Below are 26,158 nucleotides of genomic sequence, written 5' to 3'. Positions count from 1 at the left end.
GGAAGCTGAGGCCGTGCCCGAGGAAAGCGAAGCGTTCTGCCGTAGCGGTTATCTAACAATATTTCCATTAGGTGAAACCAAAAGTTACGTCGCATAATATACGTTATACGCAACAACATGTCACTCAGTAGCCCTCTATAAAAAAGATCCGAACAATTTTCTTATAGAATCATTGTTCGGATCTTCGCTGCTAAAACACGCTTGTCTCAGCTTTATTTTTTTATTCAACAATTAACTTCTCATACCAAAAAAACGTTTCACTTTTTTAAACATCCCAGTTTCATCCTCCAGGGATTGAAGTGGTACGGTTTCACCCAAGATTCTTCTTGCAACATTTCGATATGCAATCGATGCTTTTGATTTTGGTTGAAGTGCAATTGGCTCCCCGTGATTTGATGCTTTAATCACTTCATCATCATCCAACACCACGCCTATTAAATCAATAGAAAGGACTTGTACGATTTCATCGATATCTAACATATCTCCACTTTTCATCATATGATTTCGGATTCTATTAATAATCAATTTAGGAGGTTCTAAATCTTCTTTTTCTAGTAAACCAATGATTCTATCTGCATCACGAACACTAGATTTCTCTGGTGTTGTTACTACAATAGCACGATCAGCTCCAGCAACAGCATTTTGGTAGCCTTGTTCTATACCTGCTGGACAATCAATAATAATATAATCGTATTCTTGTTTTAATTCTTTAATAATTTTTCTCATTCCATCTGTTGTTACCGCTGACTTATCACTAGTTTGAGCAGCCGGTAAAAGGGATAAGTATTCAAAGCGTTTATCTTTTATTAAAGCTTGGGGTAATTTACATCTTTCTTCAATGACGTCAACAATGTCATAAATAATACGATTTTCTAACCCCATAACAACATCTAAGTTTCTTAAACCAATATCTGTATCTATTAAACAAACTTTTTTTTCCATTAATGCTAAAGCAGTACCAATATTTGCGGTAGTCGTAGTTTTACCTACTCCACCTTTTCCTGAAGTAATGACGATTGCCTCACCCATTCGTTATTCTCCTTTCGAAACGATTAATCGTTTTTCGTTTTTGTGCTAGAACTTGGAGTCGATCTATGATAATTTTATCTTGTTCTTCATCAATAAGACCACATTCCATGTAAACACCATCCGATTCATAGTCTGGAGCACGGCTTATATAATCGGCAATTCTTAATTGGCTTGGGTTCATAAATGCAGCAGCAATAACAGCGTTGCGATCACCACCAGATCCTGCATGAGCAATACCATGTAAATGACCCATTATGTATATATTGCCCGTAGAAATAACACATCCACCAGGGTTAACATCGCCGATTAACAGTAAATCACCTGTTACTTCGAGGACTTGTCCAGAGCGAATAATTCGACTAACCGTCTTCACTTCACTATCTTCCATCAAAGAAAGTGCCTCACTTTTAGCAATAACATCCGATTCAATAGATTGTATACGAAATCGATTTTCATCGTTAATCAAATTGAGTAAAGATTCCTCCTGCCCTTCTTGTAAATAACGATTTCCTAATTTTATAGTTACTGGTACACAAGGCTCTTTTTTATGAGGTTGATTAGCTACCAGCTTTTCACGAAGCTCATGAAAAGCATCGTCAAATGAACAAGTATCATCTATAAATAGAGTCAATCCTTCTCTAGTACCTTTAATTGTTATTAATTGTTTCGTGTCATGCAAAACTTTCACCTCATTACGTATAACCTTATCATTATATATATTTGTTTCACAAGTATATTTTAGAAATTCAATGCATGAACTCGGCAACACTTAGTTATTTTTGGAATGGTGCTCCCCTTTCAAATATACAAGCAATTTGACAAGTAGTGGGTAAAATACAATTAAAAATATGAGATTCAAAATAACAGTAGGAATCATTCGAGCAGTTAAGTAATCCTGCCAAACCATATCAGTAATTCCCACCACCAAGTATATTGCATAAATTGTCAGATCCGCCAAAGCAACACCAACTGCAACTACTAATATTGCAACAAAAAAATTGCTATGCAGCACTTTCATTAATCCATGAATAGCATAAGTTATTACTGCATAGGTGAACATGTAAACACCCAATGTTCCTGTATAAACAATGTCAACTAGCAGTCCAAAAATCAATCCATACACAACAGAGTGATACGTATCCTTCAAATCGTAGAAGGTAGTTATTAATAATAACGTAACCAAGACCCAATGGGGAGTAACTAAAAATCCATTCCCAACTAAAAAACGAGGTAAGAATTCAATCGCAACCCCCTCGAGAACTACTAAAATAAACAAGATAAGAGGAAGAATTACTCGCTTCATTGCTCCTCCTCCTCAACACCTGGTAGTACACGATCTACTACAATTACATTATCAATTTCGTAAAAATTTGCGGCTGGTTTTACGAGTGCAGTACGTGTTAGCCCATATTGATCTGGAATAACTTCTTTTACTTCACCAATGACTAAGCCTGCAGGAAAAACACCACCCAAACCAGAAGAAACCACTAATTCACCTTCTTCTAGGTCTTTCTCGGACTCTTCAATTATTTTAAATAGTAATGAATCTGTCTCTTTATCATACTCTTCAACTAAGCCAAAAATATCACTTTCTTCTTCACGCGATACGGTAGCTGAAATACGGTTAAATTGATCAAATCCTGTTAATAATTGCACGGTAGAGGTAAATGGTGATGTACTTTGTATCTTGCCAACCATCCCATTCGCTGTAATAACTGCCATATTAGGTTTCACCCCAGCTTGGGAACCCTTATTTATCGTTATTTGCTCCACCCATCTTTCAGGAGATCTCGCTGTAACTGTAGCTTGAATTGGATTAAAATCCCTGATTGATTCAGTCTTTTCTACAATTTCTCGTAACTCTTCATTCTCTTCTTTAATTTCTTGGACTTCATATACTAAACCTTTGTATTCTGCTAGTTTTTCTCGTAGTAATCGGTTTTCACTATACGTATTCTTTATATCATCTATATTACCAAAAATATTCGTGATAAAATCAATTGGTTTGTGAATTACCCTTTGTGCAACGCCAACAGAATCATTAATAAATTGCTCTGCTGTAGTAAGGTTCCCGCGATTGCTTAAAGAATAACCAATTAAAGCTACAAGTACGATAATCCCTATTAACAATATAAATAATCTTTTTTTTCGAAAAAACGACATCTAGAACACCTACTTATTCAACCGTTGGACGACTGGAAACATTTGGATTGGAGCGAAAGTGTTGAATATATTCTAGGGACTTACCTGTTCCAATTGCGACACTATCAAGAGGATTATCTGTAACAAATACAGGCATTTTTGTTTCGTCACTAATAACTTTATCCAAGTTCTTCAATAACGATCCACCGCCAGAAAGCACAATACCACGATCCATAATATCTGCAGAAAGTTCTGGTGGTGTTTTTTCTAATGTATTTTTTACAGCTTCTACAATTGCTTCTACGGAATCGTATAACGCCTCTGCTATTTCCTTTGCGGTTATCGTAATTGTTTTCGGCAATCCAGTTAATAAATCCCGACCACGTATATCCATTTCGGTATTTTCTTTAACCTCACCAGCCATACCTATATCTATTTTAATGGATTCTGCTGTTCTTTCGCCAACCATTAAATTATAATTTTTACGAATAAATTGTATAATTGCTTCATCCATATCATCACCAGCTGTCCGAATTGACATGCTTGTAACAATACCTCCCAGTGAAATAACAGCAACTTCTGTTGTACCACCACCAATATCAATAATCATACTTCCAGTTGGTTCCCAAACAGGTAACCCCGCGCCAATTGCAGCAGCAAAAGGTTCAGCTATAGGAAACGCATCTTTTGCCCCTGCTTGTTTAGAAGCATCAATTACCGCACGTTCTTCCACCATGGTAATTCCAGAGGGTACACAAACCATAACATTCGGTTTCTTAGCAAAAAAAGATCTACTTTTCATTGCCTTTTTTATATAATATTTCATCATAATTGCAGTTGTATCATAATCTGCGATAACGCCATCTTTCATTGGTCGAATAACCGAAATATTTCCTGGTGTTCGACCGATCATGTTTCTCGCAGAACTTCCAACGGCTTCTATTTCGCCCGTTTCAATATTTTTTGCAACTACAGAAGGCTCACGTAACACAACACCTTTCCCTTTTATGAAAACAAGTGTATTTGCAGTACCTAAATCAATCCCTAAATCTTGTGACAAACTTAATCTTCCCAAAGAAATCTCCCTTTCCAGTTGCTAAGCAATTTTCTATATATGTAGCTTTACTATATCGGTTAATTTTATGTGATGCAATTAGATTCCGTTAGTAAAAAACAAAGATTGGATAATATGTAAATAACTTGATAATGTTCTTCAATTTTAAGAAGCGCCACTTTCAACATGGAAAAATGGCGCTTATTTTGACCGTCTATATAATTATACGAAAAAACAATAAAAATAGATAGTACTAAACATATCTTATATTTGGTTTTTTGGATTTATTTTTAGGATTTATTCCATATTTAAGTAAAGGTATTTATTCGATTACATTTAAAAAATGTTTTGTTTGTAATTGTGTAGTTATATTTTTTCTTAATTAATTTATGTGATGATCTATACGAAAGAAAGGAGGTGGAACATAATGAGTGAAGATCAAACAGATAAAGAGTTAGCTGAGGCATGGAGGAAAAAAGTGAATTCTGAAGATGTTCAGGGAATATTACCTATGCCAAGTGCTTCTGAACTTTTTGTAAAATGGAAGAAGTACTCTGAAGCATAAGTCTTTAAATCAGAAATTAATTCAATGATACTTATGCTACAAAGTACTAAGAGTTAAGTTATTACATAATTATATTCTATCTATAAAACTAATAATTATTAACGAAGCAAATATAACCAAAATCATAGCAAAAGATATAGTTAACCAGAAAATATTTTTAGTTTCGGGATAACTTTTATTAACTAAGTCCCAGACGATTTTGATTAAATTTAAACATAGGGTTACTCCAAATATAGGCAAGAGAAAGTAACCATATAATCCAAAAAATAGTACAAATATCTCCATGTATGTCTACCTTCTAACATAATTTTATTGATAATTAACCATTAAGGTTCCTATATTCATAATTATACTCCAGCATGATAACATCTCTTGCATCTTTACCATCAAAGTTTATTGAACCAGGAACAATGTTTAAACCTAATGCTATTATCGGCCAGCCAAAAATAGTATGGTGTATATTTTTATACAATATATCCTGGATCTCCTCACTTTTGTAAGGTACCATTATATAAATATTCACCATCACCATGACACATAGGACAGTCTATTTTAGAGTGTAGGAGTCTATTAATAACAAAACTATCCCAACTGATTCACAGTTGTTAAAAGTAAAAACAATACCCTCCCTTCTCTCCTACTAAACCGAATTCGACAAAAAAATAAATATTCCTTTAATTAAACTTATCAAATATAAGGGAATTTTGCTTTATGATTTAACAAAATAATATGAACTTCTTTCCTTATAACCGCAATAAGATTTTATCATTTTAGGAGTATAAAAAAAGGAGGTGGATTCTAGTAAATCCGCGCTTCTGTTATATTATTATTTAATAGTACTAAACATATCCTTTTTCTTTCAAAGATACAAATTTTCGATCGCCTATTACAAGATGATCTAGTAATTCAATACCAATCATCTTTCCTGAGTCAACTAATCGCCTTGTTACATGGATATCTTCTTGGGATGGGGTTGGGTCTCCAGAGGGATGGTTATGGGCTACAATGATGGAAGCGGCAGAGCGTTTCACCGCCTCTCGGTAGACTTCTCTGGGGTGGACAATGGATGCATTTAAACTGCCGATAAATATAGTCTGTTGGTGTATGATTTGATTTTTTGTATTCAAAAACAAAACAACAAAATGCTCTTGATTTAGGGTACGCATTTCCTCCATAATATAATCTGCTCCATCTTCAGGAGACCGAATGACATATCGTTCATTCGGTTTATATTGACTCATCCGCTTTCCAATCTCTATTGCCGAAAGTATTAATACACCTTTTGCACTACCTATTCCCTTAATTGCAGTTAATTCTTCAATCGTGGCATCCTTCAACAAGTTTAATCCCTCAAAATGCATTAACACACGGTTGGCAAGCGTCATAACTGATTCATTTTTCGTTCCACTGCCTAGAACGATTGCCAACAATTCTTGATTCGAAAGTTGGTTTGCTCCTAACTTTAATAACCGTTCGCGTGGACGGTCTTCTTTAGGTACATCTTTTATCATAATTGTGGATGTACTCATTACACTTCCTCCTTTTAGTAAGTTAAAAAGAGGATAGCGTATTTGATCATGATATACAAATGGATAAAATGTAAAAATCAACTATTTCAGATTAGGCAAAATCGTTACTACTGTATAACATAATTGTATTTTCCTTCGTACCTGTTAAGTGAAAATACAATAAACAGAAATGAACCTCGAGTTACACAATATTATTAGCCTGCTAAATGAGCCAGTTCATCCCAGATACTTAATAATATATATTGAGATTCTTTATGACCTACATCCTGTAAATCTTGTTGAAAAGGTTCTATCGATTCGATAAAATTCCCAATCATTTCTGATGATTGAGGTGAGTTATCGATAATGTCTTGCCAATCATTTAATACTAGCGTATCTTCTTGACTTAATGAGGTTGTTGCCTCCTCCCACTGTTGTTGCAGAGACTGAAACCAAGTATATTCTTCTGTTGTTAGTTCAAGATCAATTGCTTCACTACTCCATGGTTTGGAAAATACCTCTAAACCTTCCTCCTTCAATGATTGTGCTAGTGACTTTGCATGCTGCTCTGTATTAGTCAATCCAACTAAAACATAATATTGATTATCTTGTTCCCAAATAACCGGGGTGTATCCTAGTTCTTCAAACTTAGTAGCTTCATTTGAAGCATTTACTTCCTCTGAAAAAACGCCTCCTTGTAATACATATCCATTCATTGCAGAAATGGTATGTTGACTACTCCCACCGCTTGCTTCTCCATCTGATTGAGAACTATTGGTGTTATCAATCGAATCGTTATTACTAGATGTGGATACAGGACTAGAATTTCCCGTCCCTGTTAACTCGTCCATATTTACAAACATATTTAATAGTGCGATCCCTAGTATACTCCCAATTATAATTGCAGAAACACCGGAAAAGACGAAGGTTTTTATCCTTCCAGAATGTAGTTTTTTCTTCTTAAAACTAGAATGAACCAATTGGTTGTCATATTGTCGATCAAATGGTTGTATTTCATCTTCATGGGAATGATCTGTCGCTGCTGCTTGTTGTTCCCTACTGATTGTAGTGGTAGTGTATCCATTGCTATCAGGTCGTTTTTCAGAGCGAATTTTTTTCTGATATTCTATTTTTTTATCGTCTATCTTAACTACAATTGGTTTTTTATTTTCCATAGACCCGCCCTCACTTAGCTAGAATCATCATTTACTCAACTCTAGCATAGAGATATTAAAAAGTAAGGCGAATGTTGTCACACTATTAAATTTTCTTTCTACAAATTGTAGCAGTGGTGATTTCCCTATAAGATGAACTCACTGTTTAGATCATTATACACCCCAACTTTGTTTCTCCCTTTTTGTTTTGCTCCGATATACATGGCTCGATCAGCGTAACGAATCAAATCAGTTGGAGATTCACAATGCTCTGGATACGTAGCTACTCCTACACTCGCTGTTATAGCAATGTCTACTGGTTCATCCTGATTTAATATATGATTATCTACCTGAAACGATCGTTTTTGGATTTCCCTTCGTACCATCTCTGCCATCCGACTTGCTTCCGATAGAGCAACACCTGGTAAGAAGACAATAAATTCTTCTCCACCGTATCGAGCGACTAATCCTTCATCCCCTATTATAATCTTAAGGCGATTCGCAAGCTCACGTAAGATTTCATTTCCAGCTTCATGGCCATAGGTATCATTTATCATCTTAAAATGATCTATATCTAAGATAATGATAGAAGTTGCTCCCAAGTCCTTTGGGTTTCCTTCGAAATGTAGTTCTAGTGTTTTTTCTAAGAATCTATAGTTATATAAATTTGTCAATCCGTCTTTTTCGCTGTCGTTTTTCGTCGTCTCGTAATGCTGCGCATTTTTAATTGCAACTCCAAGATAACTCGTTACAATATTTAAGATTCGCAGGTGAATTTTATCGTAACTTTTCTTTTCGGATGAAATAACCGTTACAACGCCAATAATTTGATCATTGTACTCGATAGGCAAGGAGAGAACACTCTCTGCATTATCTAAACTACAAAAATGCATACTTTTTGCCCATTCTTTGGAGCTTTTAAATAGGATAGGTTGTTTTGTAGATAACACTTCCATGCTAAATGACTCAGGTCCATCATATGATTCATTAGAGCTAGTAGTACTATGTTCAGAACGGATTAGTTTTAATTCCTTTTCGCCAACAGCCTGATAAACATACGCACCATTTACAGGTAACAAATTTACTAGATCATGCATAAAAACATTAAATACTTCTGTAACTTCTAAATTTTGTGCTAGACGGTGCCCAACTTCACCAGTTCGTTTTAAATAACGGTTAACCTCTTGGTAGTTATATAAAAGTTTTAAAATTACAGATATACTAATAAATGGAATACTCAAATAAAATATTGCAGCCCTACCTATTTCTGAGTAGAGAATATATAGAACAAATCCTACAGGTATAACTAGTAATGAAGAAGTAAGTTCCCAACGTAACCCCTTGTCAAAGAATTTACTTTTTTGTCCAAGGAGTGCGAAGTTAATCAGTTTAATAAGTAGTTGGTTTATAATAAAAATGGAGATAGCATAAACGAAAATGGCTACGATCTCTGTAGTATTGCCATGCAATATCTCGCCATGACTCCCACCGAACATTTTGTAAATTTCTACACTAAGTATGGAAATAACAGCAAACATAAGCATGTTAAGTGGGATACGATAGGACTGTGAACGCTTAATTCCTGAGCGAAATAGCACCAATAATACAGCTACAATTGTAAGAATTATTTCTACAAACAGACCGAATGATAGAAAGACCGCAATACTTATACCATTCACAAAAAAGACCGGTGCTTCTTGTATTGTAATTGGAAACAGTGCAACGATACACATAAAGATTGCAAATAGGAAAATGTCTAACACATTCCCCTCAATGCTTATAAAGTAATGATGGTAAGAAATCCACAAGACAAATGGCCAGGCTATTAAAGCTACTACCCATAATATATTGATTTTCCATTTTGGTATCATCGTAACGATCCCGTCTCCCTTATTTATAGTAGATAGTACAAAAGACTCAAATTATGACTTTATACTTATTTTTATAAAAATTTCTGATAAGTTAACTATAGCATAGGAAAATCTATTTTAGAAAGTATTTTCTGACCATTGTGATAAAATGTAATGAACCAGTAACAAAAAACATTTTTCTTTGTTGATTCGTTGTAATTCTATCTAATAACACTTCCCAATTTGGTTCTATATCAACTTTCGATTCACTAGTTAACGATAATAACTCTATTTCTTTTGCCGCTCTTGGATGGTCAAACGAAGTCAATGTTATGGATTCAAAATAAGGGATACAACTAGTAATCATTGCTTCTAAATCCTTATCCTTGAAGCCAGCAAATATTAATTGTTTTTCGAGACCATTTGGAATGGCGGAAACCGTTTCTAAAAATGCTTGAATTCCCGCTAGATTATGTGCGCCATCTATGATTACAACTGGATGTTCAGAAATTTTTTCGAACCTTCCAGGTACTTTGGTAGCTTGTATTGCTTTTAGTGCTTTTTCTTTATTTATGTTCATTCCTTTTTCCAAAAGCATCGTTAACGCTTTTAATGCAACGGAAGCATTTTTAATTTGGTGCAACCCTTGCATTTGTAGCTTTACCTGAAAGACTTCATTATGTTGATTCTTCCACTGAAAACGTTGTAGATTGTCCTCCCACTCGAAATCGCTATATAGGAAATCTTTGTTAAGTTCCAAAATAGGTGCTTTTTGCAGACGAGCTTCTTTTTCAATGACTATTTTTGATTCGTCATGTAAATCTCCTACAATAACTGGCACCGTTTGCTTTATAATCCCAGCTTTATGATACGCAATTTGTTCAAGTGAATCCCCTAAATAAGCCATATGATCTTTATCAACATTTGTTATAATAGACAATATGGGGATAAAACAATTTGTCGTGTCATCACGACCACCCATTCCCGCTTCAATCAAAGCTATATCCACGGTAGAGGCAAAATACATAAAGGATAAAACAGTAATAATTTCAAATTCAGAGGGATGCATCTCCTGATTATCTAGCTCAAAAATGGATTGTTGGAGTTGATTGAAAAGTTGGATGAAAATTGTTTCATCGATTGGTTGATCATTATCTAGAATATGGCCACGTATTCCATCAAGACTTGGAGAAGTGAATACACCTACTCGATATCCATTAGCAATCAAGGCGTTTTTTAGAAAATGTATGGTCGAGCCCTTCCCATTCGTCCCCGCAACATGTATAGCTTTCATACGATGTTGGGGATTACCTTGTATCGATAATAAACGATTTATTCGCTCCAAACCTGGTTTAATTCCAAATTTTCGTCTATTTTGAAAAAATTCGTTTACTTGAGACATATTTTTTATCATAAAAAACACCATCTTTTTGTTAGAATTAAAAGATAGTATAGCATACATAGAAAGGATAGCGACAATGAATAAGACAGGTTGGATTATATACAATGGCAATTTACCCGGAAATAAATTTTTTGATTTTGCACAGATGCTCCAAGAGGCTGCAACTCGAAAAAATAGTCACACGAAAATCTATAAAAATACTGAATTACTAGCACTTTTGGACAGTGATCAACTACAAATCCTAAACCAATTACCAAATGCTTTACCTGATTATGTGTTATTTACGGATAAAGACTTATATTTAGCTAAACAATTTGAATTGCTTGGTGTCCCTGTTTTTAATAGTGCACGCGCCATTGAAATAAGCGATGATAAAATTGCAACCTATCAACGACTAGCATATTCCCAATTACCCATACCGAAAACGATTATTGCACCAAAAATATTTATTAGGAATACAAACTATCCTAGTTTTCCTGACTTGGAAACAGTAATAAATACACTCGGTATACCAATGATTGTTAAGGAAGCATTTGGCTCATTTGGAGAACAGGTTTATCTCATCCGCACATTAGAGGAGTTACGTAACAAGATTGATGAATTACAAGGAAAGCCATTCATGTTCCAGGAATTTATAAAATCAAGCTTTGGAAAAGATATTCGAATTCAAGTTGTAGGTAATCAAGTTGTAGCCGCAATGAAAAGACAAGCAATCGATGACTTTCGGGCTAATGTTACTGCTGGTGGAACAATGGAAGCATATGAACCGTCAGAACCGGAAAAAAAATTAGCGATACAAGCTACAAAATCAATTCAAGCAGACTTTGCTGGTGTAGATCTACTATTTGGACCAAATGAACAGCCCCTAGTTTGTGAAATTAATTCAAATGCTCATATACGGAATTTACTAGAATGCACAGGCATAAATACTGCCGATTACATCATTGACTATACTTTAGAACAGATAAGCGAGGATAAATAAATGGAATACACAGGTTGGTTAATCTATAGTGAACAGGATGCAAACGAAAACAAGTCGTATATCAATTGGTTTATCCAAGAAGCTTCGAAACAAGGATTAAACCTTAAATTAATTTTACGAGAACATCTACAAATAGGAATAGTGAACCAAAACCAAAAGATCTTATTAAATAATTCACCAGTAAAACAACCAACCTTTGCGATCGTTCGGACTGTTGAACCTTTATTAAACGCACACCTTGAAGAGCTTGGAGTTGAAGTCTTCAATTCATCATCTGTATCAAGATTAAGTAACCACAAGGGAATTACCCATATGGAGGTTCATAAATTAAACATCCCAATGGTTGATACATATTTTTATAAAAAAGAAGGAATTCCATTTTCTTCTCCGATTCCATTTCCATTTGTTGTCAAAGAGGTTACGGGGAGAGGGGGCAAACAAGTCTTTTTCATTAAAGATCAACTAGAATGGCAAAATTGCCAAGAGAAATTAACAAATGAGTTTTTGATCCAATCATCATCCAATGTGCAGTTGGGGAAGGATATTCGAGTATTTGTAGTCGGCAAAGAGATCATTGGTTCTGTCTTACGTGAAAGTAATTCAGATTTCCGAGCCAATTACAAACTCGGCGGTTCTGCAAAATGGTATGAACTTTCCTTGGAGGAAGTAGCTATGATCTCCAAAATAATAAATCACTTTGATTTTGGAATGGTTGGAATCGATTTTCTCGTAGGTGAGGATGGAACCCTGATTTTTAATGAGATTGAAGATGTTGTTGGCTCACGAACCCTTAGTGCCGTGAGTAACAAGAATATACTTGAAAGCTATGTAACCTTTATAAAAAATAAACTAAGCGGGAATTTCAATACATGAAATTCCCGCTTCTGTTTTACCCTTTTAACTCTGTCAAACGTGCTTGTACCTTGCTTTGTTTTTCCAGATAGTCTTTTTCTTTTTCTTTCTCTTCATCAACTACAGCCTGTGGTGCCTTACTAACAAAACCTTGGTTCGCTAATTTTTTCTGAACACGTTCCACTTCTTTTGTCCATTTTTCAAGTTCTTTTTCTAAACGCTCTATTTCCTTATCAAAGTCAATTAAGCCTTCAAGAGGAAGGAATAATTCAGCTCCGGTAACAACGGCAGACATTGCTTTTTCTGGAACGTCTACTTTGGTACTGATAATTAACTCACTTGGGTTACAGAATTTTTCCAAATAGGCACGATTCGTCTCCAGCTCTTCTTGGATTGCTTCTGACTCTGCTTGAATAAATAGACTAACCTGCTTCGACATTGGCGTATCCACTTCCGAACGAATATTACGTACCGATTTAATAATAGATACGAGCAGCTTCATTTCGTTGGAAGCTTTTTCATCATGAAACTCTTTACGAACTACTGGCCAAGACGCAACTGTAATGGAGTCACCTTGATGTGGAAGCTTCTGCCATATTTCCTCGGTAATAAATGGCATAAATGGATGTAATAAACGCATTGTTTGATCCAGAACATAGGCAAGAACGGAACGAGTCGTTCTCTTCTGCTCTTCATCCTCCCCATATAGAGGAAGCTTTGCCATTTCTATATACCAATCACATAATTCATCCCAAATGAAGTTATATAAATGACGACCCGCTTCACCAAATTCATATTTATTTGTATTTTTAGTCACTTGATCAATCGTTTCGTTTAAACGAGTTAAAATCCATTTATCTGCAAGCGACTTTTCACCACTTAGATCAATATCTTCGTACGTAAATCCTTCCATATTCATTAATGAAAAGCGAGAAGCATTCCAAACTTTATTCGCAAAGTTCCAGGTAGACTCTACTTTTTCCCAATAGAATCGTAAATCTTGACCAGGTGTGGATCCTGTTAACAAGAAGTAGCGCAAGGAGTCTGCTCCATATTTTTCAATAACATCCATTGGATCAACACCATTACCTAAGGACTTACTCATTTTGCGCCCTTCAGAGTCACGTATTAAACCATGCATTAACACATCTTTAAAAGGCCGTTTTCCAGTAAACTCTTTGGACTGGAAAATCATTCGTGCAACCCAGAAGAAAATAATATCATATCCTGTAACAAGAACATCTGTAGGGAAATAACGTTTAAAATCCTCTTTCTCTTCATCTGGCCACCCCATCGTAGAAAACGGCCACAGCGCACTAGAAAACCATGTGTCTAATACATCTTCATCCTGCTCCCAATTCTCTATATCTTTAGGTGCTTCTTTTCCAACATAGATTTCATTTGTTTCCTTGTGATACCATGCTGGTATCCGGTGTCCCCACCACAACTGACGTGAAATACACCAATCTCGGATATTATCCATCCAATTTAAATACGTACGTTCAAAACGCGGAGGATAAAAATTAACCTTATCATCTGTTTCTTGCATCCCCACAACCTCATCTGCTAATGGCTGCATTTTTACAAACCATTGGGTCGATAAATAAGGCTCTACTACTGCCCCACTACGTTCGGAATGACCAACTTGATGGATATGGTCTTCGATTTTAAATAATACACCTTGATCTTGGAGGTCCTTAACGATTTGTTTTCGGCAATCAAATCGGTCTAAACCTTCGTATTTCCCTGCATTTTCATTCATTGTGCCATCTTCATGCATAACAAGGACACGCTCAAGGTTGTGACGGTTCCCTATTTCAAAGTCATTTGGATCATGTGCTGGAGTTATCTTAACTGCTCCGGACCCAAATTCCATATCAACATACTCATCTGCCACGATTTCTATTTCCCGGCCAACTATCGGTAATACAACCGTCTTCCCAATTAAATGCTGGTAACGCTCATCTTTTGGATGAACGGCAATTGCCGTATCACCAAGCATTGTTTCAGGTCTTGTTGTTGCAATTTCAATCGTTTCATCACTATCTTTGATAGGGTATTTCATATGATAAAACTTACCTTGTACTTCCTCATAAATAACCTCAATATCAGATAATGCTGTTTTCGTTTGTGGATCCCAATTAATAATATATTTACCACGATAGATGAGACCTTTTTCGTAAAGCTTTACAAAAACCTCTTTTACAGCGTCGGAAAGTCCTTCATCTAACGTAAAACGTTCTCTCGAATAATCCACACCAAGGCCTAATTTTTCCCATTGAGCACGAATGAAATCGGCATATTCCTCTTTCCACTCCCAGGACTTTTCTAGAAACTTTTCACGACCTAGGTCATGACGACTTTGACCTTGCTCTTTTAATTTGGCTTCAACTTTGGCTTGTGTTGCGATCCCTGCATGGTCCATTCCAGGTAACCACAGTACATCATACCCTTGCATTCGTTTCATTCGAGAAATGGTATCCTGCATCGTCGTATCCCATGCATGCCCTAAATGCAGCCTCCCAGTTACATTTGGGGGTGGAATAACAATGGAGAATGGATCTTTCTCATCGTCTCCTGTTGCTTCAAAAAATTTACCATCAACCCAAAACTTATAGCGACCCTTTTCAACTGCCTGCGGATCATATTTGGACGGTAGGGATGTTTCCTTTTCACTCATCATTTAACCTCCTAAGAATAAATAATTTACACTTAAGGGAGTCCTTAAGCTGATTTGCAAGGTTCCGAAGCTAGCTTCCACCTGCATAAAAAAACCCTTTTCATCCTAAAAAGGACGAAAAGGGTATATTTCCGTGGTACCACCTTTGTTTACAAGACAATTATATCTTGCACACTCTGCATTGATAACGGTCAACTACCGGCATTCTTCTACTAATATTTCAAAGAAGCAGCATCAAGGGCGACCTTCCAAAACATCTTCCTAGGAAACTCTCAGCTCATGGTTTCCCTCTCTGAAGGTGATCATTTTGTACTCTTCCCTCTCCTAGCCTTTCATTACGCTAATTTCATATTATAATTATATATTTTAGCCAACTTCTCAAATAAAATCAACTATTATAATAATCATTGCACGAATTCATTCATTGTATACATATATTATTACAGGATTGATGTGTATGAAACCAATGTATAAGGTGAGTATCAATTAAAGGAGTGATTGAATGGCAAGGTATTATCGCTACCGGCTTCCACCATGGGCTAAGAAATGTATTGTGGTTGCAGAAAGTGTTACATTACCACTATTCATCTTTCAACTTATTCGAACAATCTTTTTTCCAACTACTTTTGATGTGTTACTAACACTAATGTTAGGTGGCATATTTATTTGCTTTTATATGAAATGGATCTAGCTTTCTAGATCCTCTAAAGAAAGACTTTCATATTCTGTTTCAACGTGTTGTGAAAACTTCAACGCAAATATCAATTGACGATACGTTTGTTGAAGTTTTTTTATTTGATCAATCATGGATGTATCATTCCCATCATAGTACGTACGGATGAGATCCATGTAATAAGTTGGATCCAACAAATAAATCGTTAATAAATAAATCTCACTACTTTCAAGGCTATTTTCATTCATGTAATTTGCAAAGTTATTTAACAAATCATCTGTAGGACTATCGTAATAAATAACATTATTCTTAAAAAAGCTGACCAAGTCCTGTATAGCATTATGATACGAGGCGTTCTCCCAATTAATAAATAATAATTGATTTGATTCTATAATATGATCCATCCTTAAATTCCCATGACACAAACTAGTACTCCAAACACCATCATCTTCATCTAAATTTGAGATTAATTGATCCAGTTTTCGTATCAATTCTCTAAATACATTGTTCAATACGTGAAATTGGGTACAAACAAGTAATTCAAATGGGGACATATAACGCCTCTGTTCAAATTGCTCCACATAAGATAACAACGATAGCCGAGCTGAATCACAGTGCTTTTTATATTCCTTAAAGGAAGTAGTTGTTGATTCTGGAGAGAAGGATTGTGTTTTTTTGGTAGTACGATGTATGAAACCGATCGCTTGAAAGATTTTTCCCAGATTTTTTGGTTCACTTTTTGCCAATAGCCATGGAGTCAAATAAAATATCTCATTATTTCGTTCATAATACAATTCCCCTTGCTTCGTAAGATAAACAGGGGAAACGTTTACTAGGTTGTTGGAATTGGCAGTATGAAGAACATGCTTCCAATTCATAACTGATTTCTCCGTAAGCGTGCTTTTTTTTAAAGCATATTGGTTATGGTATGGATCTATTACACGATATAGTCGGTCGGTAATAGGTTCTATCTCAACAGAGGTAATACCATATTCCTGTAATACTGCACGTATTTGTTCCATTGTACGTTCACCACCAGGTTTCACAATATATAACTGGATGAAAAATAGATACCCCTTGATAATCAAGGGGTACAATGTTCACTTTATTTTTCTTGCTTTCGATAGGGAATATACAATAACTGACCTTCTTTAATATGGTCATCATCCAAATGATTTTGATTCACAATTTGTATAGAGGTTGTTTCGTACCTCTCTGCAATGGAATCGAGTGTATCAGACTCCTGTACAATACATAATCTCATTTGAGAATAGCTTTCCTCATCGTTTCGAAACATATCGGATAAATAGCTTAAATCAGCCTTTTCTCTTGACTCACCTTCATTGCTCTCCCTACTCAATTCACTACTTTCAAACGGACTAGGGGATTCTTCTAAATCCAGATAATCAGAGGATATGTCATCTGGTGAATCATCGGTTGCTTCAGCATATTCCGGTGAAGATTCACTAGATTCTTGTTTGTTTTTATTGAAAAATTCCGAGAATGTTTGCGTTTGCTTATACTTCCATCTGCCATCCTCACTTGAGTCAGACTCTGTATCTTCTACATTCGTTGATAAGGTAGGTGTATTGGGTTGATCTGCTAATTCAACTTCACTGGAAGATTCCTCTTTTGGTTTCTTTATTTCAAACTCAAATGTATCTTCAGCCTCTCTCTCCTCAGATTTTTCCTCATCACGAGCTACTACTTCTTCTACACGATGTTCTACTTCATTTGACAGTTCATTTACAGGGCTTTCTACCTCACGAGACTCCTCTGCTTGATCATTGATCCCGTGAATTTCAATCGTTGATTTTAATTGTAATTGATTTGGGTCTGGCAATTCATAATCGAACGAAGTAATCATAACCGTAACATCATCCAAATCATCTACTCGATAAGTAGGCACAGATATTTCAACCGGAAAGCGATGAACAAATTCTGCACTTCCATTCTCTATATCTACTACTCTTTCCATATAACGTTTGGAATGATAGGATTCTGTAAAATAAGGTTCATCACTCACTTCGTTTTCATTTTCTGCTTTTAAATATGACCCTTGCAACTCTACTACCCCGCGTATCGAAATATACTCATTAAAAGGCTGAATTGAAATCTCAGGCTCCAAGGATATCCCCATAATTTCTCCAACTTCCTGTCCTCTTTCAAAATAAAGAGACTCGTTCAACTCAAAACTAAACACGGATTGATCGTTAGACAAGTGGCTTCCTCCCTTCAGCATAAATCCATATACTTACATGTCTTAATTATCTATATGAGGGCATGTAAAAGGATATGCTTGTCGAGATGAAATTGTTTGAAGCTGTTTATTAAAAGCCCCGGCTAATTCAAGTGATGATTCATAGTAGATGTATGATGCGACGTAAAAAATGTATTCAAAAATGAAGTTGATGGTGGAATACGTAATCCGCCAATGGGGGAAGTAGGATTCATCTAACCGTCATTGGATCCAAATAGCGGAACCACGATCCTCATCAAAAACGAGGTGGATCCTCATTCCGCTAAATGATAGAAATAAGACGTTTGAGCATGGTTTTGGTTCCTCATTCCTTTATTCACCATTTTTCACTATAATTTTCACTGATTTATGACTAATAACGGAATGAGGATCATCATACTCCTTGTTTGGGCTGTGTTTTTGTCATTTAACGGAACCACGATCCTCATCAATTACGAAGTGGAACCTCGTTCCTTTATATAGGCTCAGGCAATCCACGGAAAGCGAAGCATTCTGCCGTAGCGGCTATCAACAATATTTCCATTAGGCGAAACCAAATGTTACGTCGTATTATATGCGTAATGCGCAACAAATCATAGGATACACCTTAGGTAAAAACTGTAATAGAAATGGCCACTCACATGGAGTAGCCTCAATATTTTGGGAGTGTGTTTATTTTTCAATCTTGGCAAATGCATTCCGTACTGCTTGGATTGTCTTCGTAATATCTTCGTCTGTATGTGCAGTGGATAGGAATAGTCCTTCAAATTGGGATGGTGGTAAGAATATCCCTTCTTCTATCATTGCACGGTAATATTGTGCAAAATAGTCTAAGTTTGATTTCTGTGCTGTTTCATAGTTAATAACAGGTTCATCTGTGAAAAACACACCAACCATAGAACCTGCTCGATTAATTGTTAGTGGAATGCCATTCTCATCTGCAGCTGTTCGAAAGCCTTCCATTAACCTTTCCACTTTATGATTAATTTCTTCATAGGAAGATTCTGCTAAAGCATTTAAGGTTTCATAGCCAGCCGTCATTGCCAATGGGTTACCAGATAATGTTCCAGCTTGATAAATTGATCCAGTTGGGGCAACTTGCTCCATGATCTCTCTTTTACCACCATAAGCACCAACAGGTAATCCACCACCAATTACTTTACCTAAACAAGTTAAGTCAGGTGTTACACCGAAATGACCTTGGGCACAATTATACCCAACTCGGAATCCTGTCATTACCTCGTCAAAAATTAGAACGGTACCATTATCTTCGGTGATCGTTCGTAATTCTTGTAAGAAATTATCCTGTGGAGGAACAACTCCCATATTCCCTGACACGGGTTCTACGATAACCGCTGCAATGTCCTTACCAAAGTTTTCAAAAGCATAACGGACACTTTCTAAATCATTATAAGGAACTGTAATTGTGTTTTGGGCAATTGATTCTGGAACTCCTGGACTGTCAGGCAATCCAAGTGTAGCCACTCCTGATCCTGCTTTAATAAGCAAGGAATCCCCGTGACCGTGATAATTCCCTTCGAACTTTAAGATCTTATCACGGCCTGTATAGCCTCTAGCTAGACGCAACGCACTCATGGTTGCTTCGGTACCTGAGTTAACCATTCGTACCATTTCAATGGATGGTACCCGATCAATTACCAATTGGGCAAGCTCATTTTCTAAAGTTGTAGGAGCTCCAAAGCTCGTTCCTTTGGCTGCAACTTCTTGTAACTTTTCAACAACTCTGTCATCAGCATGTCCTAAAATGAGTGGTCCCCAGCTTAATACATAATCAATATACTCATTGCCATCAACATCAACTATTTTAGAGCCTTTTCCCTGTTCCATAAAAATTGGAGACATCCCAACAGATTTAAATGCACGGACGGGTGAATTCACCCCACCTGGCATTAAGTCAACCGCTTCTTTATAAGCATCTACGGAGTTTTGAAAATTCTTCACTTTATCACCTCAACTATTTTATTCGCTAAGCCATTTTGCTACATCTTTGGCGAAGTATGTAATGATTAGGTCTGCACCTGCGCGCTTCATTGCTGTTAATTTTTCCATTACTAGTTCTTTCTCATTTATCCAACCATTTAAGGCAGCAGCTTTTACCATGGAGTACTCCCCACTAACATTATAAGCTACTACAGGTAAATGAAAGTTGTTTTTCACGTCTCTAACAATATCCAAATAAGACATTGCTGGTTTTACAATGAGGAAATCTGCACCCTCATTAACATCTGACTCCGCTTCACGTAATGCCTCCATACGATTTGCCGGATCCATTTGGTATGTTTTACGGTCACCAAATTGAGGTGTACTATCTGCAGCATCACGGAACGGCCCATAAAACGCAGAGGCATATTTTACAGCATAGGACATAATTGGAATATGTTGATAACCTGCGTCATCTAGTGCCTTACGAATTACTGCAACAAAACCATCCATCATGTTTGATGGTGCAATAATGTCAGCTCCCGCTTCTGCTTGTGAAACAGCAGTTTTAGCAAGAAGTTTAAGGGATTCATCGTTATCGACATCATGATTATGAATGACGCCACAATGACCGTGTGACGTATATTCACATAAGCAAGTATCAGCTACAATAAGCATTTCAGGGAATTCTTTTTTAACAAGTCTGGTTGCTTGCTGAATCATTCCATCATCCACGTATGCCCCTGTTCCTACTTCATCCTTATCATTTGGAACACCAAAGAAAATTATAGATCGAATACCTAACTGATAGATTTCTTGGACTTCTTCTTTCAAAAGGTCTAAGGAAACTTGGAATACTCCTGGCATAGAAGGTACTTCATTTTTAATATTGTTCCCTTCAATGACAAACATTGGGTAAATAAAATCTTCCGTTCGCAAATGATTTTCCCGTATTGCCGCTCTCATTGCATGGGAAGAGCGTAAGCGACGGTGACGTTTAAATTCTGGCATTTGTTCCATACTAACTATCCTCTCTATTAATTTTTCTCATACATCCTATCATTCCGTCAATCGTAAAACTTTCTGGGACATAAGTATCGTTAAACCCTAATTCTATTGCGCGTTGCTCCGTTGTCGTCCCAATACAAACACATCTATTATATAGACTTTTTTCAAGATTAGGATGATCAGATCCTAACTCTACATACGCTTCAACCGATGAAGGACTCGTAAATGTAAGAAAATCAAATGAATTATCTAGAACCTTATGTAGAAGAGCCTTACTCTCCATGTGAAATGAAGTTTGATAAACTTCGACCATTTGAAAATCTATACCTAGCTGTTCAAATATATTCGGTAATACATCTCTCGATCGATTCCCACGTATTAATAAAATGGGTTCACCATCATAAATAGATTCAAGAAATTCCTTTGCCATTATTTCTGCATTGTATATCGAAGGACTAAATGTAGGTTTTAAGCCATATTTTTCTACTGCTATACCTGTCTTTTCACCAACAACTGCTATCTTAAAACGATTTAACCTATCGATTTCAATTCTATACTTTTCGAGTAATCGAACGAAACAGTGTACTCCATTCGAACTCGTGAAAAAAACCCACTGTCCATCAGATAACCCATTCATTACAGGTCGAATTTCTTCCGTATTATTACATGTAATTTTTAATAATGGTACCTCTATAGGAATTCCACCAAGCTGTTGAATTTTATCAGAAAATGCCTTCGCTTGCGATTTCTCCCGAGTAACAATTATTTTCTTTCCATGTAATGAAGATAAGGACATTAATTGTCCAGCTCCTCTTTAACACGATCCACGATTTCTTTGGCACCTTGATCAATTAATTTCTTCGCAGCAATTTCTCCTACCTGTTCAGGATCATTTCCACGTACAACCTCTTTTAAAATAGTTTTCCCATCAGGCGTACCAACTAGTGCAGTCAGGACAACATCTTCACCATCTAAATACGCATATCCACCGATAGGAACCTGACAACCACCTTCGAGTAAATGTAGAAAGGTTCTTTCCGCACGTACGGTCCTAGTTGTATGATCATCATTAATTTTCGCTAATAGGTCTCTTAATTCCTTATCGTCCTCACGACATTCAATAGCTAATGCACCTTGGCCAACTGCCGGCACACAAACTTCCGGTTCTAGGTATTCGGTGATTAGTTCTTCACTTAACCCAACACGCTTCAGTCCTGAGACAGCTAATATAATAGCATCATAATCTTCTTCATCTAACTTGCGAATACGTGTTTCAATATTTCCTCGTATCCATTTAATGGTAACGTCCGGTCTTTCTGCTAATATTTGAGCACCACGTCGTAAACTACTGGTTCCTACGATAGCGCCATTAGGTAGGTCAGCTAAAAGAACATTCCCCTTTGAAATAAATGCATCTCGGTGATCTTCTCGTATTGGAATGGTAGAGATAACCAGTCCATCTGGTAATACGGCAGGCATATCCTTCATACTATGTACAGCAAAGTCAATCTCTTTATCATACATTGCTTGCTCAATCTCTTTAACAAACAGGCCTTTTCCTCCTACTTTTGATAACGTAACATCAAGAATACGATCCCCTTTTGTTACGATTTTTTTGATTTCAAACTCATTTGGAATGCCTGCTTCTTTTAATTGATTAATTACCCATTCTGTTTGGGTTAGTGCTAAATTACTTTTCCTTGAACCAACGACTATCTTGCGCATGTATTTTCCTCCTTAAAGTCTTCAAAAGTGAAAATTAGACAGCATACTAAATAAAAAGAAATTTATCAGTAAAATTAAAAATGCTGCGATATTATATTTAGCGATTGATTTTCCTGTATATCCTAAGACTATTCTTAGCAATAAATAAGTAGAGTAAACCAATAGTACAAGGATCGAGCCAATAGTTTTCAAATCAAACCAATAAAATTCCTCTCCAGAAACAAAAGCCCAAACAAACCCCATAATAATGCCGATCAATAAAATAGGTACTCCAATTGTAATAGATTTAAAGGAATAGGTATCAAGCATCCCTAAGTCCCCGAACCTCCACATCCATTTTAACCCTTTCTTTTTCTTTAGAAAAAGATATTGCATGATATACATAATTGAAAAAAGAAAAGACAAGGTAAAAAATCCATAGGATACGATAGCTAATACAATATGGGTGATAAGCACTTCATTTACAAGTTGTATTCCGCTATCCTGCATGCTTTCTTGTGCCCTAGTTAATATGAATAACAGTAAAATAAAAAAACCAAAAAGGTTTGTGAAAAAGACGATAAAATGTACATTAAATATCCGGTTTATAATCAAGGAAAAAGTCACTAAAATCCAACTATAAAAAAATAAGCTATCTGTTAATGTAGCGATTGGAAAGCTGTGGACAATAAAGACTTGAATACATAAAAAAACGGTTTGCAATGTCCAAACCATACTAAGTAACCAGAAGGCAAATTGATTCACCTTCCGGTTTTGTTGTATAAAGTCAATAAAGTACCCCGTTAGACTTAATCCATATACGAATAATATAATTTCGTAAAGCCATTTTGTCTCAATCATAGGGAAATCCCCTCTTAACGACCTGCTAGTTTTTCAAATAATGGAAAGGACACTTTATCATCTTGACTTACTTTTATCACAGTTTCATTTTTTTTTGCTTGATTAATTACTTCTTCTTTAACCTCTTCTTCAATTCCAAAAATATTTATAAATAAATCAAGTGCTTCTTCCGCTTGTTCTCCTGCAGCAAGTTCTTTTGCTTGCGTAATCGGCTCTTTTAAAAGCTGATTAATAATACTTTTCGTGTGTTTATTAAGAACTTTTTTCTCTCTATCCGTCAAATCGGGCATTTTTCTTTCAATACTTTTCATTGTTTCAGATTGAATAGATAATGCTTTCTTCCGTAAAGCTGAAATAACTGGCACAACGCCTAATGTTTTTAACCATTCATTAAACGTAACAATTTCTTGCTCTAGCATCAGTTCTATTTTTTCTGCAGCCTGTTTTCTTGCTTCTAAATTCTGATCAACAATATGTTGTAAATCATCAATATCATATAGGAACACATTATCCAATGTACTGATAGCAGGATCTAAATCCCTTGGTACAGCAATATCGACCAAAAATAATGGTTTTCCTTTTCGTTTCTTTTGGATAGGAGTTAAGTCTGCTTGCGTCAACACAACATTCTCTGATCCGGTTGAGCTAATTAATATATCTGCTGTAAGCATTACATCCTGTAGGTCATCTATGTGACCTGCCTTTGCCTCGAACTTTTCCGCTAATTGCTCTGCTTTGGCATACGTACGATTAACAACGGTTATTTTAGTTGCTCCGGAGCCTTGCAAATTTTTTGCAGCAAGTTCCCCCATTTTACCAGCGCCTAAAATGACAACATGTTTTTCCTGTAGCTCTCCAAAAATCTTTTTAGCCAGTTCAACAGCAGCATAACTTACAGAAACAGCATGCTCACCAATGGCTGTTTCTTTTTGCGTTCGTTTGGCAAATGTAATTGCTTGTTTGAATAACTCATTAAAAATGGTTCCTGTAGCTTGAATTTTTTGGGAGGTTAAGAAGGATTGCTTAACCTGTCCAAGGATTTGAGTTTCTCCTAGTACCATGGAATCTAAACCAGAAGAAACACGGAATAAATGTTCCAGGGCTCCGTCATCTTCTGTAATTCGTAAATACGTAGAAAATTCTTCTTTATCAATAGCAAACCAATCGGCTAAAAATTGCTTAATATAATAACGTCCAGTATGGAGTTGATCTACAACTGCATATATTTCTGTACGATTACAAGTAGAAACAATTACATTTTCTAAAATACTTTTTTGCTTTTTCAGTTCAGTCATTGCTTCCTGTAGGGATTCCTCTGAAAATGAAAGTTTCTCTCTAATCTCTACTGGAGCAGTTTTATAGTTGAAGCCAACTTTGAGTATATGCACCTTTATCTCTCCTCCATTAAAACAAGAGGTTCAAAAAGAATAAAATTTGAACTCACACTTATTATGCACAATCTATTATAACATAGGTAATTATACACATTTTCTTAATTTGTGAACATAATTTGAAACAATATGATAGGATAAAACGTATATTATGTTCGAACTCGATTGTACTCTATCATAACAACCTATAAGAAGCAAGAAATCAGACTGAATGTTGAAAGAGGTGATCGACATGAAGAAGTCGAATCCATTTATTGGTTATTTGTTAGTAGGCTTTGGCCTATATTTTTTACTAAAGCAATTGAAAGTACCTATCTTCACGGATTTTTATTCGTGGCCTACATTATTGATTATCATAGGGATCGCATTTTTAATATATAGTTATCGTTCCAAAGATTATCAAAATTTATTTACTGGAACACTTCTTCTTGGTTTAGGAATTCATTTTCATGGTTTGGAGCATTACCGTTTTTGGATCGACCATTGGGCAGTGTACCCGTTAATTGTAGGAATCGCGTTTCTTATTCGTTATGTAAAAACGAAACAGGGGCTGTTGACGAGTATTATCTTAATAGGAATTTCGGTTATCATGATTTTTTCAATTCAATTACCCAGTACCTTCCATTGGATTTATCCGATCATTCAATTTTTGGAAACATACTGGCCAATTGCACTTATTATAGTTGGAGTATATGTCTTAAAAAAGAAAAAATAATCCAGTCGCATGGACTGGATTATTTTTATGCTTATAAGCTAAGAATGGGAAAAGTTAATCCCATCCACCATTTGAAACTCTCCCCCCTTAAAATATCGTCGGATGGGTTTTGGTTTATTAACTATGTTGGAATAACGAGGATCGTGGTTCCTCTAAATAGCAAAAATACAGCCCAAACAATGAGTATGATGATCCTCATTCCGCTATTAGACATAAATTAGCGAAAATTGTACTGGATAAAGGTAAATAAAGGAATGAGGAACCAAAACCATGCTCTAGACGAATTATTTCGTTCATTTAGTGGAATGGGGTTCCACTTCATCTAAGATGATGACCCTCATTCCACTATTTAGACCTAATGGTTTTTCGTTGAATCTTGTTTTATTCCACCACTGACGGATGACGAGA

Annotated in this window: 23 protein-coding genes and 1 other annotated feature; of the genes, 5 read left to right on the top strand and 18 right to left on the bottom strand. The window is 35.9% G+C overall.

The window, feature by feature from the left end; all coding sequences use genetic code 11:
- Positions 1-231: 231 nt before the first annotated feature.
- The 5 genes from minD to BMX40_RS16860 form a co-directional block, all read right to left on the bottom strand.
- Entirely contained in the window at positions 232-1,029 is a 798-nt protein-coding gene (gene minD / locus BMX40_RS16880; RefSeq protein WP_090872127.1) for a septum site-determining protein MinD, read from the bottom strand.
- A complete protein-coding gene (minC, locus tag BMX40_RS16875) occupies positions 1,022-1,708 on the bottom strand; it encodes a septum site-determining protein MinC (RefSeq protein WP_090872124.1) in 687 nt (228 codons plus the stop codon). The genes minD and minC overlap by 8 nt, the downstream gene beginning before the upstream one ends.
- A 90-nt stretch (positions 1,709-1,798) precedes the next feature.
- The gene (gene mreD, locus BMX40_RS16870) at positions 1,799-2,332 is read right to left on the bottom strand and encodes a rod shape-determining protein MreD (protein ID WP_090872122.1); all 534 of its coding nucleotides are present in this window, start codon (positions 2,330-2,332) and stop codon (positions 1,799-1,801) included.
- Positions 2,329-3,192, bottom strand: a complete 864-nt coding sequence (gene mreC, locus BMX40_RS16865) for a rod shape-determining protein MreC (RefSeq protein WP_090872120.1) — start codon at positions 3,190-3,192, stop codon at positions 2,329-2,331. The genes mreD and mreC overlap by 4 nt, the downstream gene beginning before the upstream one ends.
- A 13-nt stretch (positions 3,193-3,205) precedes the next feature.
- Positions 3,206-4,246, bottom strand: coding sequence for a rod shape-determining protein (locus BMX40_RS16860; protein ID WP_090872118.1), 1,041 nt, complete (start codon positions 4,244-4,246; stop codon positions 3,206-3,208).
- Between the two features lie 406 nt (positions 4,247-4,652).
- On the opposite strand from BMX40_RS16860, the gene BMX40_RS20420 reads away from it, so the two are divergent.
- Positions 4,653-4,790, top strand: coding sequence for a hypothetical protein (locus tag BMX40_RS20420; protein ID WP_170840834.1), 138 nt, complete (start codon positions 4,653-4,655; stop codon positions 4,788-4,790).
- Between the two features lie 839 nt (positions 4,791-5,629).
- Here the strand turns inward: BMX40_RS20420 and radC are convergent.
- From radC to BMX40_RS16830, 4 genes are all read right to left on the bottom strand, one after another.
- Positions 5,630-6,319 carry a RadC family protein gene (gene radC, locus BMX40_RS16845; RefSeq protein ID WP_090872112.1) on the bottom strand — a complete coding sequence of 230 codons (690 nt, stop codon included), beginning with the start codon at positions 6,317-6,319 and terminating at the stop codon, positions 5,630-5,632.
- A 194-nt stretch (positions 6,320-6,513) separates the two neighbouring features.
- Entirely contained in the window at positions 6,514-7,473 is a 960-nt protein-coding gene (locus BMX40_RS16840) for an SPOR domain-containing protein (protein WP_090872111.1), read from the bottom strand.
- Between the two features lie 125 nt (positions 7,474-7,598).
- Positions 7,599-9,323, bottom strand: a complete 1,725-nt coding sequence (locus tag BMX40_RS16835) for a sensor domain-containing diguanylate cyclase (RefSeq protein WP_090872109.1) — start codon at positions 9,321-9,323, stop codon at positions 7,599-7,601.
- A 112-nt stretch (positions 9,324-9,435) separates the two neighbouring features.
- Positions 9,436-10,716 carry a bifunctional folylpolyglutamate synthase/dihydrofolate synthase gene (locus tag BMX40_RS16830; RefSeq protein WP_090872107.1) on the bottom strand — a complete coding sequence of 427 codons (1,281 nt, stop codon included), beginning with the start codon at positions 10,714-10,716 and terminating at the stop codon, positions 9,436-9,438.
- Between the two features lie 64 nt (positions 10,717-10,780).
- Between BMX40_RS16830 and BMX40_RS16825 the strand changes: the two genes are divergently transcribed.
- Positions 10,781-11,686, top strand: a complete 906-nt coding sequence (locus BMX40_RS16825; RefSeq protein WP_090872105.1) for an ATP-grasp domain-containing protein — start codon at positions 10,781-10,783, stop codon at positions 11,684-11,686.
- Entirely contained in the window at positions 11,687-12,559 is an 873-nt protein-coding gene (locus BMX40_RS16820) for an ATP-grasp domain-containing protein (protein WP_090872103.1), read from the top strand. It begins immediately after the preceding gene.
- Positions 12,560-12,575: 16 nt separating this feature from the next.
- Here the strand turns inward: BMX40_RS16820 and BMX40_RS16815 are convergent, their stop codons facing one another.
- Complete coding sequence (locus BMX40_RS16815; RefSeq protein WP_139177962.1) at positions 12,576-15,218, bottom strand: valine--tRNA ligase; 2,643 nt, start codon at positions 15,216-15,218, stop codon at positions 12,576-12,578.
- 107 nt (positions 15,219-15,325) lie between these two features.
- Positions 15,326-15,553 (bottom strand) — a binding site (T-box leader).
- A gap of 167 nt (positions 15,554-15,720) precedes the next feature.
- Here BMX40_RS16815 and BMX40_RS16810 point away from each other — a divergent pair.
- Complete coding sequence (locus tag BMX40_RS16810; protein WP_090872099.1) at positions 15,721-15,909, top strand: hypothetical protein; 189 nt, start codon at positions 15,721-15,723, stop codon at positions 15,907-15,909.
- Here the strand turns inward: BMX40_RS16810 and BMX40_RS16805 are convergent.
- The 8 genes from BMX40_RS16805 to hemA all read right to left on the bottom strand — a co-directional run bounded on the left by BMX40_RS16805 (position 15,906) and on the right by hemA (position 25,032).
- Complete coding sequence (locus BMX40_RS16805; RefSeq protein WP_139177961.1) at positions 15,906-16,913, bottom strand: phosphotransferase; 1,008 nt, start codon at positions 16,911-16,913, stop codon at positions 15,906-15,908. The genes BMX40_RS16810 and BMX40_RS16805 overlap by 4 nt on opposite strands.
- Before the next feature lie 83 nt (positions 16,914-16,996).
- Positions 16,997-18,112 carry a stage VI sporulation protein D gene (gene spoVID, locus BMX40_RS16800; protein ID WP_090872095.1) on the bottom strand — a complete coding sequence of 372 codons (1,116 nt, stop codon included), beginning with the start codon at positions 18,110-18,112 and terminating at the stop codon, positions 16,997-16,999.
- A gap of 690 nt (positions 18,113-18,802) precedes the next feature.
- Positions 18,803-20,092 (bottom strand): glutamate-1-semialdehyde 2,1-aminomutase, encoded by a 1,290-nt coding sequence (gene hemL / locus BMX40_RS16795; protein WP_090872093.1) that lies wholly within the window; start codon positions 20,090-20,092, stop codon positions 18,803-18,805.
- A gap of 18 nt (positions 20,093-20,110) precedes the next feature.
- Positions 20,111-21,091: a porphobilinogen synthase gene (gene hemB / locus BMX40_RS16790; RefSeq protein WP_090872091.1), complete on the bottom strand. Its 981-nt coding sequence runs from the start codon at positions 21,089-21,091 to the stop codon at positions 20,111-20,113.
- Position 21,092: 1 nt separating this feature from the next.
- A complete protein-coding gene (locus BMX40_RS16785; RefSeq protein WP_090872090.1) occupies positions 21,093-21,875 on the bottom strand; it encodes a uroporphyrinogen-III synthase in 783 nt (260 codons plus the stop codon).
- A complete protein-coding gene (gene hemC, locus BMX40_RS16780) occupies positions 21,875-22,804 on the bottom strand; it encodes a hydroxymethylbilane synthase (RefSeq protein ID WP_090872088.1) in 930 nt (309 codons plus the stop codon). The genes BMX40_RS16785 and hemC overlap by 1 nt, the downstream gene beginning before the upstream one ends.
- 21 nt (positions 22,805-22,825) lie before the next feature.
- Positions 22,826-23,644 carry a cytochrome C assembly family protein gene (locus tag BMX40_RS16775; protein WP_090872086.1) on the bottom strand — a complete coding sequence of 273 codons (819 nt, stop codon included), beginning with the start codon at positions 23,642-23,644 and terminating at the stop codon, positions 22,826-22,828.
- Positions 23,645-23,658: 14 nt separating this feature from the next.
- Positions 23,659-25,032, bottom strand: a complete 1,374-nt coding sequence (gene hemA, locus BMX40_RS16770) for a glutamyl-tRNA reductase (protein ID WP_090872085.1) — start codon at positions 25,030-25,032, stop codon at positions 23,659-23,661.
- A gap of 235 nt (positions 25,033-25,267) precedes the next feature.
- On the opposite strand from hemA, the gene BMX40_RS16765 reads away from it, so the two are divergent.
- Positions 25,268-25,750, top strand: a complete 483-nt coding sequence (locus BMX40_RS16765) for a LiaI-LiaF-like domain-containing protein (RefSeq protein WP_090872083.1) — start codon at positions 25,268-25,270, stop codon at positions 25,748-25,750.
- Positions 25,751-26,158: the final 408 nt, after the last annotated feature.

Source organism: Oceanobacillus limi, assembly GCF_900111445.1.
In the GTDB taxonomy this organism is placed as follows: Bacteria; Bacillota; Bacilli; order Bacillales; family Amphibacillaceae; genus Ornithinibacillus; species Ornithinibacillus limi.
The sequence above is the reverse complement of the archived record's forward strand: the minus strand, read 5'-3'. Positions and strand labels throughout refer to the sequence as shown.

What these genes read in the sequence shown, in the direction of transcription:
- minD (WP_090872127.1), bottom strand. Translation starts at nt 1,029, where the DNA reads ATGGGTGAGGCAATCGTCATTACTTCAGGAAAAGGTGGAGTAGGTAAA.
- mreD (WP_090872122.1), bottom strand. Translation starts at nt 2,332, where the DNA reads ATGAAGCGAGTAATTCTTCCTCTTATCTTGTTTATTTTAGTAGTTCTC.
- mreC (WP_090872120.1), bottom strand. Translation starts at nt 3,192, where the DNA reads ATGTCGTTTTTTCGAAAAAAAAGATTATTTATATTGTTAATAGGGATT.
- BMX40_RS20420 (WP_170840834.1), top strand. Translation starts at nt 4,653, where the DNA reads ATGAGTGAAGATCAAACAGATAAAGAGTTAGCTGAGGCATGGAGGAAA.
- radC (WP_090872112.1), bottom strand. Translation starts at nt 6,319, where the DNA reads ATGAGTACATCCACAATTATGATAAAAGATGTACCTAAAGAAGACCGT.
- BMX40_RS16840 (WP_090872111.1), bottom strand. Translation starts at nt 7,473, where the DNA reads ATGGAAAATAAAAAACCAATTGTAGTTAAGATAGACGATAAAAAAATA.
- BMX40_RS16835 (WP_090872109.1), bottom strand. Translation starts at nt 9,323, where the DNA reads ATGATACCAAAATGGAAAATCAATATATTATGGGTAGTAGCTTTAATA.
- BMX40_RS16830 (WP_090872107.1), bottom strand. Translation starts at nt 10,716, where the DNA reads ATGATAAAAAATATGTCTCAAGTAAACGAATTTTTTCAAAATAGACGA.
- BMX40_RS16825 (WP_090872105.1), top strand. Translation starts at nt 10,781, where the DNA reads ATGAATAAGACAGGTTGGATTATATACAATGGCAATTTACCCGGAAAT.
- BMX40_RS16820 (WP_090872103.1), top strand. Translation starts at nt 11,687, where the DNA reads ATGGAATACACAGGTTGGTTAATCTATAGTGAACAGGATGCAAACGAA.
- BMX40_RS16815 (WP_139177962.1), bottom strand. Translation starts at nt 15,218, where the DNA reads ATGAGTGAAAAGGAAACATCCCTACCGTCCAAATATGATCCGCAGGCA.
- BMX40_RS16810 (WP_090872099.1), top strand. Translation starts at nt 15,721, where the DNA reads ATGGCAAGGTATTATCGCTACCGGCTTCCACCATGGGCTAAGAAATGT.
- BMX40_RS16805 (WP_139177961.1), bottom strand. Translation starts at nt 16,913, where the DNA reads ATGGAACAAATACGTGCAGTATTACAGGAATATGGTATTACCTCTGTT.
- hemB (WP_090872091.1), bottom strand. Translation starts at nt 21,091, where the DNA reads ATGGAACAAATGCCAGAATTTAAACGTCACCGTCGCTTACGCTCTTCC.
- BMX40_RS16785 (WP_090872090.1), bottom strand. Translation starts at nt 21,875, where the DNA reads ATGTCCTTATCTTCATTACATGGAAAGAAAATAATTGTTACTCGGGAG.
- hemC (WP_090872088.1), bottom strand. Translation starts at nt 22,804, where the DNA reads ATGCGCAAGATAGTCGTTGGTTCAAGGAAAAGTAATTTAGCACTAACC.
- BMX40_RS16775 (WP_090872086.1), bottom strand. Translation starts at nt 23,644, where the DNA reads ATGATTGAGACAAAATGGCTTTACGAAATTATATTATTCGTATATGGA.
- BMX40_RS16765 (WP_090872083.1), top strand. Translation starts at nt 25,268, where the DNA reads ATGAAGAAGTCGAATCCATTTATTGGTTATTTGTTAGTAGGCTTTGGC.